The following is a 14,433-nucleotide window of genomic DNA, read 5'->3' as shown; positions in this document are numbered from 1 at the left end:
TCAGTTACCGACGTTTTTTGTAGTCTACAAACAGGCAAGGCGAGTGCCTCGAAGTGTGATCCCGAGACGATCGTCACAGACATCGCTCACTCGGACAGAGAACGTCTCACCGCCGTGGGCGACCGCAGTCGCTTACCGCGTCCGATCGAGCGCCTCAACGAGCGTTTCCGCACGCCGGGTCGTAGAATAGATCCGTGATCGCCCGTCCCTCTCCTTCTGGACGAGCCCCGCATCACAGAGCAGGGTGAGCGCGTGGCTAACGGCGCTGTCGCTGATGGAGACGTACGGTGTGATCTCGTCGAAAGACATCTCGCCGTCGGCGTGGACGAGGAGCCGAACGAGGCGGTAGCGCGTCTCGTAGCCGAGTGCGGAGAGCGTTTTGACATCTGTTGCCGTGATCTCGTCGTCGATCACCGCGCCCAGATCGATCGTATCGGTTTGATCCGACGACGCGTTCGTCATAGGTCACCCGTCGTCAGTATCGGGTATAATCGTTGTGTTGCCCGTTGTCGGGCAAGCCGGGTCGGATCTGGGATGTCCCTATCGCCGACGACGGTCGTGTGTTACCATCGGGTGGTGGCGATCGCTCCGCGACAGCGATCATTCGGCGGCCGCGATCACGTCGAGCTGGACGTCCGCACCGCCGGGCAGCGAGCAGACGCCGACCACGGTTCGTGGCGGAAACTCGACGTCATCGAACCGCGACTCATACACCTGATCGACCACTGCCGCGGCGTTCGGGTTCGTGAGCTGCACCTCGAGTTTCACCACGTCAGCGAGCGTCGTGTTCCGGTTCCGGAGCATCAGTTCGAGTCGATCGAGACACATCCGCACCTGCTCCTCGATCGGTCTCGTCCCGACGATATCGCCGTTGATCTCCGGGAGGACCCCCTGAAAGAACACCAGATCGGACTGGCCCGTACGCGTTCCGAGCGGACCGACGTTCGTGACCGAGTCACGCTGCCGTGCGCTCTCGACACTCAGCTGACGGTCGACGTTCAACTCGTCGTTACGAGCCGATCTTTCGTCGACGGCACGTGCGTTTTGCGACACACGATTGAATATACCTTGAATCAATTAAGCCGTTTCGATCGGTTCTAGAGACGGATCGGTCCCCGTCACTCGGCGGTTACGGCGGAGGGGCGACAGGTGCCACAGGTTTCGGGGTCCGGACAGTCGAACGGGTCGGTCCGCTCCGCGGATGTGGCGGTGTTGGAACTCGTTTCAGCGTCGCGATCGGCGGCGTAGAGACCCGTTCCCGGCTGTGTGTTCGTCTGCTTGTACAGTCCGTCGCCCCTCGTTCGGAGCCCACCGTAGACGGTACGCGGCGGGCCGTCCGCTTCCGACGAATCGTGTCGCGTCTCGAAGGCGCTCCGGATCGCTGCGAGTATGGTTTCCAGCATCTACCAACAATTGAGCATATATTAATGTAAATTGCTCGGCCGAGGAAGCGCTGTTGGAGTCGAGTCCGGACTGTGGTGTGGGAAAGCCGGATTTGCGCCTTCTACTCTGTCGATGACGGTTCGGTGCCGGTCAGTAGGTACCCGCGACGTGTAAGGATCAGCGCGACCGCGGGCATGAGCACGAACGCCGTGAGAAGCGCCGCGCCCATCGCCAGAGCGATCGCGATTCCGAAGTTCGATAGCACGGGGAACACCGAGACCGTCAGCACGCCGAACCCGAGCATCGTCGTCGCTCCGGAGCCGAGCACGGGGCGGGACTTCTGGACGAGCGCCGTGGCGATCGCCCGGTCCGGCGACGAGCCGCCGCCGACCTCCTCTCGGAAGCGCTCGTAGATGTGCACCGCGTAGTCGATCCCGATCCCGAGGATGATCGCTGCGGTCGTCACGGTCAGCGGGTTCCACGGCACGCCGAGCGCATACATCCCGCCGGCCGTTATCGCCAGTGCCCCTCCGGAGACGCTTCCGACGAGCAGCACCGACTCGCGGCCGGAACGCAACACGAGCCCTAAGAACAGTGCGCCGAGCCCGAAGCTGACGAGAGTCGTTCGAGTCAATCCTGACGTCACGTTCTCGATGACGTTCCGGTTGAGAACCATCTCCCCGGTCACGCGCGTCTCCATGTGGTCCGGAAGCGTCGCGTCCGCTGTCGCTTTGGTGTCGTCGATCACCTCACGTTCGGTCTGTCCCTCGATGTCCTCAACGAACACCTGAACCACGATCCGGTCGGGGTGGTCGGCGGGCGTCAACCCGAGCTGTGGCGGCCGGTCAACGCGTGTTCGATGATCGAGCGCCGCGTCGAATTCGTCCGGTTCCGGGAACGTATCGCCTTGTGGGCCGGTCGCGGGCGGGCTCGCCTCACCCACCTCCATCGCACGAGCGGGGCTCATAACCGTCACGATGTGTTCGTGTTGCTCCGCCTCGTGTTGGAACTCCCTTACTGACTGGAAGTTCTCGTACGTGTAGGCGTCGTCCGTCTCGATGATGACGTAGTTGATGTTCGGACTCGGAACCGTCGCCTCGAGCTCCCGGATCTCCTGTCGCTCTTCGATGTCCGGCCAGTAATCAAGCATGTCCTCTTTGGTGTCGACCGCGGGATATGCCGTAGCACCTCCGACGACGACCGCACTGAGTAGTAACACGATCAGCAGCGGACGCGCCGCGATCACTCCCGAGAGCCGTCCGAACACGCCCTCCACAAAGCCGGTCGTCTCGTCCACGGTGTCGTTCCGCCCCGCGCCGTCGGGATCGGTCGTCGATGTGACCGCCGCCTCGGGCTCATCGAACGTCACCAGCAACGCGATGAGGAAGGTGATCGATAACACCATCGCGGCGAGCACGCTGAAGACGACGGTGATGCCGAACTGACGGACCGGCGGCACGTCGGCGATCAACAGCGATCCGAGCCCCACCGCTGTCGTTCCGAGGACGATCGCCAAGGAGCGACCTGTCGTCCGCGCCGCGACTTCGGCAGCATCGATCGGTTGACGGCCGTGTTCTCGTTCCTCAACGTATCGGGTCTGGATCTGGAGGCTGTAGTCGATCGCGAGTCCGAGGGCGATCGGCATCACGCCAAGCATGATCGCGTTGAAGTCGAACCCGACGAACCCCATCATTCCGAGCATCAACAGGACGACCGACAACGACGTGACGAGCGGCAGTGCGACACGCCGGGTCTTCCGCAGCCGCCCGTGCATGATCGCCACGACTAACAGGAGAATGATCCCGAACGCCATGGCGAACAGCTGGATCATCTCCGGGAGCATCATCCCAAAGGCGGCCTCCTCGAAGACTGGCGTTCCGGTGAACGTCAGCTCCATTCCGTCGAGGTCTGCGTTCGCAGTGGTCTCTCTGAGTTGCTCCTCGACGATCTCGTCCTCGCTCGTCGGTAGAAAGCCGAACAGTTCGCCGTCCCGGTCTTCGGGGACCTCGATGTCTCCGTACTGCACGATGATGATACCGGTGTCCCCCCCGTCGAACATGTCTTCGGCGTCCTCAACGACCATCGGATACGCATCCGGGTCGACACCGTCGGGGATCTCCGGATACTGCTCTGTGTCCTGAATATCCGGGTGTAGGTTCGCGATGACACCCATGTTCGACCGGTGTTCGTTATACGAGTAGCTCAGGGAGTAGAGGATGTCCTCCCTCGTTTCCGGCACTTCCCCGCCACCCGGCCCAGCCTTGACCGGATGGACGGGACTGGTCACGAGGGCAGCAGCGTCGACATCGTCGTAATACGACCCGTACAGATCTGACAGCTGTTCTTGTGTTTCCGGGTCGTACAGATCCGTCCCGTCGTCAGTTTCGACGACGACGAAGACGACGTTTCCTTTGTCGAAGTCCGCCTGGATCTCTTCCCAGTCCTGCATCGTCTGGGAGTCGTCGTCGACGTACAGCTCCATACCGAGGCTCATCTGGACGCCGGCAGCACCAACGACCGAGAGGAGTAGCAGAACGAGAACGCCGGCGAACACCGCTCGTCGATTGCTCGCAGCTGTTCGACCGATCCGACCGAGTACGCTCCGTGTGTTTCTGTCGTCTTCAGGCATTCATTTGACCTCCAATTTGTTGTCTACTGTTGTGAGCACTATACATCTCTATATCCACAATTTCGGTCCGGCACCTGATCACGTGTTGTCGATATGACCGCATACTGGGAGGAGGCGATTAGCTGGACAGATCTCCGCAAACTGCTTTGAACGGGTTTTAAACCGGAAAGAGCGGAAATCACGATCAACAACTCGTGGACTGTCCATGCTAATTCGATACCGAGAAGCGTGACTATGCCGGATATACAGTGCACACTACTTTCGTATAGTCTTGCCATTTCTACACAAGATAGTTAAACGGATTTAGCCACTTAAATCTGTTTTCGACGTACGATCGAATACGGCGGATCGACTGATGGTGGCTCCCGACGCGACGAGGACGACGGAAGTCGACATCCGAGTAGCGAACATTGAAAACGCGGTCCGGATCGAACCGATCGTCGAAGTATCGTTGATCGAGCAGTCCACTCGGCGTCGAGGTGGTCGTCCGACGTCGAGTCGGTACTGATGAGACAGGGAGTTATCGACGTGGGAGATTCACACTGGGTTAGGAGGTTACCGGCGTGACCCGTCGAGTGCGACCAACAGGGCAGTGGCTTGCGCTGTGGCCTCGTACTTCCGCCACTTTCCGTCCTTGCGGCGAGTGACGAGACCGGCGTCGGTGAGCTGCGAGAGAGCGTGGCTTATCGCGCTGTCGCTAACGTCCAACAGCGGCGAGATCTCACAGACACAGAGCTCGTCGTCCGCGGTGTGGAGCAGGCGGACGATCTTGTACCGGGTCCCGTTGGCGAGCGCGGACAAGAGGTCCACGTCGGCCTCGAAATCGGATTCACCGGTCCGCTCGTCCAGCTCCTCGAGTTCGGCCAGTCGCTCGGAGAGATCCTCGTCGGTACAGCTCCCACACTCGTCGGCGACGTACCGACGAAGCCGATCGGTCGATGACATACGGGATATTTGAGCGAATGAGTGATTAAGCGTTGTGGATCGGGGGGATTCGACCCGGCAGTTGAACCGGAACGAATTAGTGCTTATTCAATCAATTCGGTGTATGCGATCGAGTACTTCGCGCCCCCCGAACGCGAACCGACCGGAGTGTGCCGTCTGATGGCCGCGTACGAGCGAGTCAACTACGCCGACGTCGAACCCGTCTCGGGAGCGATGCGCTCGCTCACCGAGTCGCTCGGCAGCGAACAGGTGGGGGTGTCGATGGTGCGGTGTGAACCCGGCTGGCGGAACGAACCGCACGACCACGTGGCGGACGACCACGAGGAGGTGTACGTGCTCCTCGAGGGCGAGGCGACCGTCGTCGTGGACGACGACTCGGTGTCGATGGAGCCGGGCGACGCGGTGTGGATCCCGCCGCGGGCGACTCGTCAGATCCGCAATTCGGAGACCGATAGCGCGTTCGTGTTGATCAGCGCGCCGGCGTCACAGTGTCGGACGACAACGTGTACGAACGACGTCGATTCGTGGTCCGCGGACGGGTTCGTCGGGTGACCGGTCAACGCAACGCCCCACCACCCACGCGCTTCTCTCCACCGAAGGGTTTATGAATAACTGAGCGTTTCTTCAAATGAAGTCGGTTGAGTGATGCACTGGCGGTCCGATCGCGAACGGAGAGAAAGTTCAAACGAACCGTCCTCCATTGACCGCCGGCCACTAACCACCGACGACAGCCGATCAACCCACACATGACCGAACTCACTCTGTACGAAGAAGCGATGTGTTGTTCCACGGGCGTCTGCGGACCGGATCCCGACGACGAACTGGTCGAAGTCAGCGCGGCCCTCGACCAGCTCGAGGACGCGTTCGACGACCTCGATGTCACTCGGGCGAACATGCAACACGACATCGACCGGTTCCTCGAAACGCAGCGGATCTACGACCGCGTTCAAGAGAACGGTCCGTCGATCCTCCCGATCACGGTCGTCGACGACGAGATCGTCGCCGAGGGGGAGTACCTCTCGTACGACGAGCTGACCGCAGCTATCGACGGAAACCTGACCCCGCAGGAGGCCTGAACGATGGCACGGACAGCACAACAGCCGGAAGCGAGTGAAACGACCGCGCGCGAAGTCGTCGAGCCGAGCGGCGACGACACCGAGTTCGTCTTCTTCAGCGGGAAAGGCGGCGTCGGCAAGAGCACCGTGAGCTGTGCGACCGCGACGTGGCTCGCCGACAACGACTACGAGACGCTGCTGGTGACGACCGACCCCGCGCCGAACCTCTCCGACATCTTCGGGCAGTCGATCGGCCACGAGGTCACCGCGATCGACGGGGTCGAGAACCTCTCCGCGATCGAGATCGATCCGGACACCGCCGCCGAGGAGTACCGTCAAGAGACGATCGAACCGATGCGCGAACTGCTCGGCGAGGAGGAGATACGGACTGTCGAAGAGCAGCTCAACAGCCCCTGTGTCGAGGAGATCGCCGCCTTCGACAACTTCGTCGACTTCATGGACAGCCCGGAGTACGACGCCGTCGTCTTCGACACCGCCCCTACCGGCCACACGATTCGACTGATGGAGCTCCCGTCCGACTGGAACGCCGAACTCGAGAAGGGGGGCTCGACCTGTATCGGGCCCGCCGCCTCGATGGAGGACAAGAAGGCGCAATACGAGCGCGCCATCGACACGCTCCAAGACGGCGAGCGCACCTCTTTCGCGTTCGTCGGCAAACCGGAGGACTCGTCGATCGATGAGATCGAACGGAGCGCGAGCGACCTCGCCGACCTCGGGATCGACTCACAGCTCCTGATCCTCAACGGCTACCTCCCCGAGTCGGTGTGTGAAGACCCGTTCTTCGAGGGGAAACGCGCGGACGAACAGGCGGTCATCGAGCGCGCTCGCGAGGAGTTCGACGCCGACGCGACGGCGACGTACCCGCTTCAACCGGGTGAGATAGCCGGACTCGATCTGCTCGCCGACGTGGGGGGCGTCCTCTACGACGGGGCGGACGCGACCGTGGACGTCGGCACGGCCGCCGACGAGGACGGCGCAGGGGCAGCCAGCGACGACGGGACTGACTTCGAGGCAGTGACCGATCCGGACGCTGTCGTCGACCAGCTCACGCCCGGCGAGGAGACGGAGTACCTCTTTTTCACCGGGAAGGGCGGCGTCGGCAAGAGTACGATCGCCTCGACGGCGGCGACGAAACTCGCCGAGGCGGGCCACGAGACGCTCGTCGTCACGACCGACCCGGCAGCACACCTCGAGGACATCTTCGGCGAGCCCGTGGGCCACGAGCCCACGTCGGTGAGCCAAGCCAACCTCGACGCGGCCCGGATCGATCAGGAGGAGGCGCTCGCCGAGTACCGCGAGCAGGTCCTCGACCACGTCACCGAGATGTACGAGGACAAGGAGGACACGCAGATCGACGTCGACGCCGCGATCGCGAACGTCGAAGAGGAGCTGGAGTCGCCGTGTGCCGAGGAGATGGCCGCCTTGGAGAAGTTCGTGAGCTACTTCGACGAGGACGGCTACGACGTCGTCGTCTTCGACACCGCCCCTACCGGCCACACGCTCCGGCTGCTCGAACTCCCCTCCGACTGGAAGGGGTTCATGGACCTCGGGTCGCTGACGAAGGGTGCCGCGCCCGCGAAGGGCGACAAGTACGACGAGGTCATCGAAACGATGAAAGACCCCGAACGGAGCACGTTCGCGTTCGTGATGTATCCCGAGTACACCCCGATGATGGAGGCGTATCGGGCCGCCGAGGACCTCCGCGATCAGGTCGGTATCGAGACCTCGCTGGTCGTCGCCAACTACCTCCTCCCCGAGGAACACGGCGACAACGCCTTCTTCGCGAACCGGCGCGCCCAGCAGGCGACGTACCTCGAGGAGATCCGCGACCGGTTCGACGCGCCGCTCATGTCCGCACCGCTTCGGCGCGAGGAACCGATCGGGTTGGCGGCGCTCCGCGACTTCGGCGAGGAGATCCCGGGACTGGCGGCTATCCCCGAGACGGACGCCCCGGAGGTGACGCCCTCGTGAGCGACGCGCGTCCGTCCGAACCCCAGGGCGAGCCGAGCGTCGAGCCGAAGCTGCAGGCGTTCATCGAGACGATCAAGCGCTCCGGCACGTATCGAGACTTCATCGAGGCGGACGAGTCGCTCGCGGACGACCCGGAAGCGATGGCGCTGCTCCGGGAGTACCGGGAGACCCGGATGCGGCTCCAGCGGAACGGGTTCGACGAGTCGACGATGGCGGAGCTCCGCGACCTCCGCCAGGAGATGGCCGACGTCGAGACGATCCAGCGACACCAAGCGGCACGGGACGCGCTGGTGGAGCTGTTAGCGCGGACGAACGACGTCATCAGTGAGGAGATCGGCCGCGAGTTCGCGCAGTCGACCGGAGGTGGGTGCTGTTGAGCACCCCGGACGACCCCATCGCTGGGGACGACGGCCCGGTCGACTACGCCGACGAGGACGTGATCGCTGCCGCCGAGGCGCTCGCTACGGAGCTGGCGGCGGCACAGGCCGAGTCGACGACGGCGGAGATCGACTCGCTACTCATGCGGTGTACCGAGGAGATATCCGACGAGACGGGGGTCGACTACGGACGCGCCTGCGGTGCCGGCGGGAGCTGTTGAACGACAGCTGTCCCTCGTAGGGATCGCCGCCGACACGTGGCGGTCCGGGGCGCGACCCGCATCAAAAGGTAAAAACCGTCTCGCCTCGAAGCCGCTCGTAACATGGACGTCCCGTACGACCTCAACAGTTACATTCGCGTGTTGAAACTGGCGAGCACGCCGAGCACCGGTGAGTTCCTCCAGGTGTCGAAGATCGCCGGGGCGGGCATCATCCTCGTCGGGTTCATCGGCTTCCTGATCTTCGCGGTCATGAGCCTCCTCCCGGGGGTCGGCGCGTAATGCCGATCTTCTCGGTCAAGACCACGGCGAGCCAAGAGCGCACCGTCGCCGACATGCTCGCCGAGAAAGAGATGCCCGAGATCCAAGCGGTGATCGCTCCCGACCAGCTCACGAGCTACGTGATGGTCGAGGCGAGCGACGGGAGCGTCTTCGCCCGGATCCTCGACGAGATCCCCCACGCCCGTGGCGTCATCCAGGGCGCGGACGGCCCCGCGGAGAGCCCGTTCTCCGAGGTCGAACACTTCCTCTCGCCGACCCCGGACGTGGAGGGGATCGGTGAGGGTGACATCGTCGAGCTGATCGCCGGACCGTTCAAAGGCGAGAAGGCTCGTGTCCAGCGGATCGACGAGGGGAAAGATCAAGTGACCGTCGAGCTGTACGAGGCGACCGTCCCCATTCCGGTGACGGTCCGTGGCGACCAGATCCGCGTGCTCGACTCCGAGGAGCGGTAACGCGCGTTCTTCCGGTCGGGCTCCCAACCGTTTCGTTTGTCCTCTCCAGCGTTCCCCGTTCCGCCGTCAGTCGTCCGTTCCGGGCGGCGCTTCGGTCTCCGTCCCGTCCGGGTCGACGATATCCGCGACCGCATCGACGACATCGATCTGGTGGGTTCGGTACGCCTCCACGAGCCGGAGACAGACGAAATATCCCGGGACCGCGGCGACGACCGCCAGGATCAGGTTACCGACGAGGAGCCGGATCACGATCTCCGGGCCGGCCGACAGCGACACCTCCGCGGGCGTTACGCCCGGGACGGGCCCCAGTATCAACACCCCGAGGGTGAAACTGGCGGCGTACACCCCCCACTTCACTACCGGGTTGAACACGATCACGGACGCGACGAGCGCCGCGCGGTTGATCCGATCGAACAGCCACGCGAGGAGGAAGAAAAGCAGGAGGCCGGTCCCGAGCGTCGGCAGCATGGTGATGAACACCCCGATCGAGAAGCTTCCCGCCGTCTCACGCGGGGTGTACTCCTCGGCGAAGGAGTGCTGTAGCTCCGTTTTGATCCGCCCGAGCCACTCGTTCGTCCGGCCAACGATCATCTCCCTCTGCTACACCACCACACGGAAAGTAGTTGTCGCCGACTCCTTGTTCCTCAGGCGTTCCGGAGCGTCGCCATGGCCGTCAATCGGTCGTGACCCGAGCCGTCCCCCGCTCCGCGGCCAAGTCACGGGCGTAGCCGACGAAGTTGTCGAACAGCGCCTTCGCTTCACAGGCAGCGTCGTACGCCTCGGGGGTGATCCCCGCGAGCACGTCGTCGACGCGGGCGTCGCCGAGCCGGTCGCGTTTCCCTTCGGTCACCTCTCGGGCGGTATCGAGGTCGTACTCCGGGTGGAACTGGACCCCCCAGCAGTGACCGTTACGGAAGGCGTGGACGCCGTGTTCGTTCTCGGCGAGTAGCGTCGCACCCGGCGGGAGCGTCGTCACGGTGTCGCCGTGAGTGGTGAAGACCGTGAACGACTCGTCGATGTCGGCGAACAGCGGGTCGTCACGGACGCGGTGGACCGCGTTGTAGCCGATCTCGAACCCGTCCATGCCGGCGACGTGGCCGCCGAGCGCCTCCGCGAGCACCTGATGGCCGTAACAGACGCCGAGGACCGGAACCCCGGCTTCGGCGGCCTCGGCGACGTACTCGACGAGCGGCGGGATCCACGGCTCGTCCCAGTAGACCGAGGAGCGCGAGCCGGTGACGACGACGCCGTCGAACTCGGTGTGGTCGGGGAGATGGCCGTCGACGGCGTCGAACTCCGCCAGGTCGGCGTCGAGCTCGCGCCGGAAGTTCCGACGCGTGCTCGCGCCGTCGTGTGCGGCGTTCAACAGGGCGAACCGGAGACGTGTCATCGGGTGTACGGAGGGGCGAACACCCCAAAACGGTTACGTCGCCGGACCGGCCCGGTCACGTCCGCGGACTGCCCTGGTCACGTCGGCGAGTCCGCCCGATCACGCCGACGGGTCGGCGGTCCGCTCCGCGAGCCAGCCGACGACGCGGTCGTTCACCTCGGCGGACGCCTCGACGCCGACGAGGTGTCGGGCGCCCTCGACCGCGTGAAGCTCGCCGCGAGGCAGCCCGTCCGCGAGCGACTCGGCGGCGGTGATCGGACAGACGGTGTCGTCGACCCCGTGGACGACGAGCGTCGGGGTCGTCAGCTCGTAGAGCCGGTCGGAGCGGTCGAACGTCTCGACGGCCGCGCGGTGCGCCTCGTACGTCTCCCGGTCGGCGTCCTCCGCGAGCCGCCACTCGACGATCCGCGAGACCGCGTCCGCGTGCTCCGTCCGGAACCGCTCGGAGAGCAGTCCGGCGAGCGACCCCTCGATCGCCGCGGAGTCGGTGGGGTCCGCCCACACCGCGTCCGGGTTGTACGCGTCGCCGACTGGCGGCGTCCCCAGGACCGTCAGGCTCGCCGGCCGTGAAGAGGCCATCGCGTACGCGAGCGCGACCATCCCGCCGAGCCCGTAACCGACGAGGTGCGCGTTGCGGATCCCCTCCGCGGCACAGACCGCGTCGAGGTCGCTCGCGAGCGCCTCGACCGTGTACGGCCCCGGCGGCGCGTCCGACTCCCCAACCCCGCGCGTCTCCGGCGTGATCACCGTGTGCGGGCCCGCGAGCGCCGCGTGTTGCCAGCCGAACTGCCAGGCACCGAGCCCGATGTCGCCACAGCAGACGACCGCCTCGCCCGGGGCGGACCGCCCCTCGTCGACCTCGTACCGGATCGAGACGCCGTCGGTTCGTGCTCGCGGCACGGCTCCGATCTCACGCCTCCTGAAGCGTCCGCAGCACGTCCGGGGCGTCGTCGAGCGCGTCGTCGAGCGCGTCGACGTCCGGCCCACCGCCCTGCGCGAAGTCCGGCGGACCGCCGCCACCGCCGCCGACGCGTCCGGCGAGCTCGGAGACGACCTGACCCGCGTTGACGTCGACGCCCTCGGGGACGCCGACGACGACACTCGCCGACCCGCCGGCACCGCTGCCGACGACGGCGACGTTACCGTCTTCCACGTGGGCGTTCGCCGTCGCGCGGAGCTCGTCCGCGTCGCCGTTGATCCGCTGTATCACGGCCGTGAAATCGCCGATCTCGACCGTCTCGGCGTCGTCACCACCGGTGGCTCGCGCCTCCGCGAGCGACGCCTTCAGCGACTCGATCTCCTTGCCGCGGGCCTTCCACTCCTCGAAGAACCGCTCCGCCGTCTCGGGGACGTCGAGCGGGTCGACATCGAGCACCGCCGCGGCGTCGTACAACGCGTCCTCCGTCCGCTGTGTCGACTCGACGGCCGCGTCCCCAGCGGCGAACACGATCCGCTCGACGCCGTCCTGAACCGGTTCCGTCTTCAACACCTTCACCGCGCCGATGTCGCCGGTGCGGTCGACGTGAGTGCCGGCACACGCCTGGACGTCCGCGTCGCCGACGTGGATCAGGCGGATGTTCGTTCCCGGCGGGACACCTCCCTGATACAGGTCGAACCCGTGCTCGGCCTCCGCTTCGTGCCGATGGGGCCACTCCTGGCGCACCGGGACGTTCTCGCGGACGAGCTCGTTGGCGAGTCGCTCGATCGCTTTCACCTCCTCGCGAGAGATCCGCTCGTAGTGACGGATGTCAAGGCGGGAGGAGTCGAGTCCCTTCTGTGCGCCGGCTTGTCGAACGTGATCGCCGAGCACCTCTCGGGCCGCGTGCCCGATCAGGTGTGTGGCGGTGTGGTGCGCTCGCAGGCGGTCCCGTCGCTCGCCGTCGACCTGCCCGCGGACGAACTCCCCTTTTCCGGGATCCGCGTCGGTGCGATGGAGGACGATCCCGCCGACCTCCTGGACGTCTACCACGTCCACGGTCGTCTCGCCGCCCGTAAACGAGCCGCGGTCGGCCGGTTGGCCGCCGCCTTCGGGGTAGAACATCGTCTGGTCCAACACGACGTCGTACCCCTCTTCGCGCTCGAACACGTCGAGGACGACGGCCTCGAACTCCGTGCGACCCTGGTCGTCGTAGAACAGCTTCTCCGTCTCCGGGAGGTCGGCGAGGCGGTCGTCGCGCTCCGTCCCCTCGCCGCCGTCGTCCGACTCCTCGTGGCGGTCGGCGACGAGCGCGTAGAAGTCGTCGGGGACGTCCACGTCGGCCCCGCGCTCGGCGGCGATATCCGCGACCATGTCCGGCTGGATCCCGTGAGAGTCGTACAGCTCCAGCAGTTCGCCGGTCGGGATCGGCTCGCCAGTGCCGGCGTACTCGTCCGCGAGCGCCTCCACCTTCCGCGAGCCGCGTTCCAGCGTCTTGTGGTACTTCCGTTCCTCCGTGCGGACGATCTCGCGGATGGTATCGCGGTTCTCGTAGCCGAGCCGCTCGGCCTGCATATCGACGAGCTCGTCGAGGGGCGCGTCCACGCCGACCTCGTCGACGAGCCGTTTCGTCCGGCGGAGCACCATCCGCGCGAGGTACCCGGTTCCGACGTTCGAGGGGACGATCCCGTCACCGAACATGTACGCCAGCGTGCGGGAGTGGTCGGCGATCGCGTAGATGCTCTCCAACGGCTCGACGAGCTCGCGGAGGCGATCGACGTCGACGTCGAGTTTGTCAGCGATATCGCCACGAGCGGCCTCCACGTCGTCGACATCGTCGATGTCGAGCCGGCCGGAGAGCTTCGCGGCACGGTGGATCAGCTCCCGCTCCGTCTCGGTGTGCTCGATCCCGGCGTTCTCCTTGAGGAACTCGATCGCATCCGGGTAGACGGCCTCGTACACCGTCGCGGTCCCCTGGCTCATCCACGTCCATCGCTCCAGACCGTAGCCGGTGTCGACGATGTACGTGTCCATGAACGAGTACGTGTTCCCGTCTTTCATCTCGTACTCGCCGTCCGGGTCCTGTTCCATACACATGAAGACGAGCGTCGCGAGCTCCGCGCCTTTATATATAACCTCGATGGCGGGCCCGGCGTTGCCGCCGCCGACCCAGGGGTCCTCGATGTAGGTTATCTCGGAGAGATCGGCACCGAGGCTCTCGAACAGCTCGTCGCAGTACCGAACCGTCTCGTCTTTCCAGTACACCTCGCCCTCGTAGGCGTAGTCGTCTTCGGCGTCCTCGCGCGTGTTGAACGCGTGGTGTGCCATCATCTCGAACGCCATCGTGTGCCGCCCCGTCTTCCCGACGTTGTCGATGTCCTGCATCCGGATACAGGGCTGTGAGATGGTAAGGGGGTTCGCCGGTGGGGGGGTCTTACCCGAGGTGACGAGCGGCTGGAAGTCGTAGATGGAGGCCTGTGTTAACAGTACGTCGTCGCGCCACCGGTTCGCAGCGACCGGGTACGGATCGATCCGTTCGTGGCCGTTCGATTCGAAAAAGGAGAGGAACGCTTCCCGCATTTCCGACAGCGTGTACGACTCGGGGAACCCCGGGTCGTCGATGAAGCTGTAATCGGCACACGGCGGCTCCCCACACAGCTCGCGGTCGTGATCCCGGCTCCAGAAGTGGGCGCCACAGGAGTCACATTCCGTGCGGACGAACCCCTCCTCCTCGAAGTAGTCGAGACGGTACTCCGCTTCGAGATCGCTCATTACCATGTTCTGGCCCGTGTTG

Annotated in this window: 16 protein-coding genes; 7 read left to right on the top strand and 9 right to left on the bottom strand. The window is 64.9% G+C overall.

The window, feature by feature from the left end; all coding sequences use genetic code 11:
* Window positions 1-132: 132 nt before the first annotated feature.
* The 5 genes from ACZ5TV_RS10315 to ACZ5TV_RS10295 all read right to left on the bottom strand — a co-directional run bounded on the left by ACZ5TV_RS10315 (window position 133) and on the right by ACZ5TV_RS10295 (window position 4,957).
* A complete protein-coding gene (locus ACZ5TV_RS10315) occupies window positions 133-462 on the bottom strand; it encodes an ArsR/SmtB family transcription factor (protein WP_379779844.1) in 330 nt (109 codons plus the stop codon).
* A gap of 138 nt (window positions 463-600) precedes the next feature.
* Window positions 601-1,053 (bottom strand): RidA family protein, encoded by a 453-nt coding sequence (locus ACZ5TV_RS10310; RefSeq protein WP_379779846.1) that lies wholly within the window; start codon window positions 1,051-1,053, stop codon window positions 601-603.
* 65 nt (window positions 1,054-1,118) lie between these two features.
* Entirely contained in the window at window positions 1,119-1,403 is a 285-nt protein-coding gene (locus tag ACZ5TV_RS10305; protein WP_379779848.1) for a hypothetical protein, read from the bottom strand.
* Between the two features lie 101 nt (window positions 1,404-1,504).
* A complete protein-coding gene (locus ACZ5TV_RS10300; RefSeq protein ID WP_379779850.1) occupies window positions 1,505-4,012 on the bottom strand; it encodes an efflux RND transporter permease subunit in 2,508 nt (835 codons plus the stop codon).
* 555 nt (window positions 4,013-4,567) lie between these two features.
* A complete protein-coding gene (locus ACZ5TV_RS10295) occupies window positions 4,568-4,957 on the bottom strand; it encodes an ArsR/SmtB family transcription factor (RefSeq protein ID WP_379779852.1) in 390 nt (129 codons plus the stop codon).
* 159 nt (window positions 4,958-5,116) lie between these two features.
* Between ACZ5TV_RS10295 and ACZ5TV_RS10290 the strand changes: the two genes are divergently transcribed.
* The 7 genes from ACZ5TV_RS10290 to ACZ5TV_RS10260 all read left to right on the top strand — a co-directional run bounded on the left by ACZ5TV_RS10290 (window position 5,117) and on the right by ACZ5TV_RS10260 (window position 9,333).
* Window positions 5,117-5,509: a cupin domain-containing protein gene (locus tag ACZ5TV_RS10290; RefSeq protein ID WP_379779854.1), complete on the top strand. Its 393-nt coding sequence runs from the start codon at window positions 5,117-5,119 to the stop codon at window positions 5,507-5,509.
* A gap of 194 nt (window positions 5,510-5,703) precedes the next feature.
* Window positions 5,704-6,033, top strand: a complete 330-nt coding sequence (arsD, locus tag ACZ5TV_RS10285) for an arsenite efflux transporter metallochaperone ArsD (protein WP_379779856.1) — start codon at window positions 5,704-5,706, stop codon at window positions 6,031-6,033.
* Window positions 6,034-6,036: 3 nt separating this feature from the next.
* Window positions 6,037-8,004, top strand: a complete 1,968-nt coding sequence (gene arsA, locus ACZ5TV_RS10280; RefSeq protein WP_379779858.1) for an arsenical pump-driving ATPase — start codon at window positions 6,037-6,039, stop codon at window positions 8,002-8,004.
* A complete protein-coding gene (hcsL, locus tag ACZ5TV_RS10275; RefSeq protein WP_379779860.1) occupies window positions 8,001-8,381 on the top strand; it encodes a halo-CC-star protein HcsL in 381 nt (126 codons plus the stop codon). The genes arsA and hcsL overlap by 4 nt, the downstream gene beginning before the upstream one ends.
* Complete coding sequence (hcsS, locus tag ACZ5TV_RS10270) at window positions 8,378-8,602, top strand: halo-CC-star protein HcsS (protein ID WP_379779862.1); 225 nt, start codon at window positions 8,378-8,380, stop codon at window positions 8,600-8,602. The genes hcsL and hcsS overlap by 4 nt, the downstream gene beginning before the upstream one ends.
* Window positions 8,603-8,704: 102 nt before the next feature.
* The gene (locus ACZ5TV_RS10265) at window positions 8,705-8,881 is read left to right on the top strand and encodes a protein translocase SEC61 complex subunit gamma (protein ID WP_379779864.1); all 177 of its coding nucleotides are present in this window, start codon (window positions 8,705-8,707) and stop codon (window positions 8,879-8,881) included.
* On the top strand, window positions 8,881-9,333 hold the full coding sequence (locus ACZ5TV_RS10260; protein ID WP_379779866.1) for a transcription elongation factor Spt5: 453 nt from the start codon (window positions 8,881-8,883) through the stop codon (window positions 9,331-9,333). Before ACZ5TV_RS10265 ends, ACZ5TV_RS10260 begins: the two co-directional genes overlap by 1 nt.
* Window positions 9,334-9,399: 66 nt before the next feature.
* On the opposite strand, the gene ACZ5TV_RS10255 is transcribed toward ACZ5TV_RS10260, so the two are convergent.
* From ACZ5TV_RS10255 to alaS, 4 genes are all read right to left on the bottom strand, one after another.
* Window positions 9,400-9,924, bottom strand: a complete 525-nt coding sequence (locus ACZ5TV_RS10255) for a DUF2062 domain-containing protein (protein WP_379779868.1) — start codon at window positions 9,922-9,924, stop codon at window positions 9,400-9,402.
* A gap of 82 nt (window positions 9,925-10,006) precedes the next feature.
* On the bottom strand, window positions 10,007-10,723 hold the full coding sequence (locus ACZ5TV_RS10250; protein WP_379779870.1) for a type 1 glutamine amidotransferase: 717 nt from the start codon (window positions 10,721-10,723) through the stop codon (window positions 10,007-10,009).
* 99 nt (window positions 10,724-10,822) lie between these two features.
* Complete coding sequence (locus tag ACZ5TV_RS10245) at window positions 10,823-11,623, bottom strand: alpha/beta fold hydrolase (protein ID WP_464383801.1); 801 nt, start codon at window positions 11,621-11,623, stop codon at window positions 10,823-10,825.
* Between the two features lie 10 nt (window positions 11,624-11,633).
* Window positions 11,634-14,411: an alanine--tRNA ligase gene (gene alaS / locus ACZ5TV_RS10240; protein WP_464383800.1), complete on the bottom strand. Its 2,778-nt coding sequence runs from the start codon at window positions 14,409-14,411 to the stop codon at window positions 11,634-11,636.
* Window positions 14,412-14,433: the final 22 nt, after the last annotated feature.

Source organism: Halorubrum tibetense, from assembly GCF_055396225.1.
This window is presented reverse-complemented; position numbering and strand designations above follow the sequence as displayed.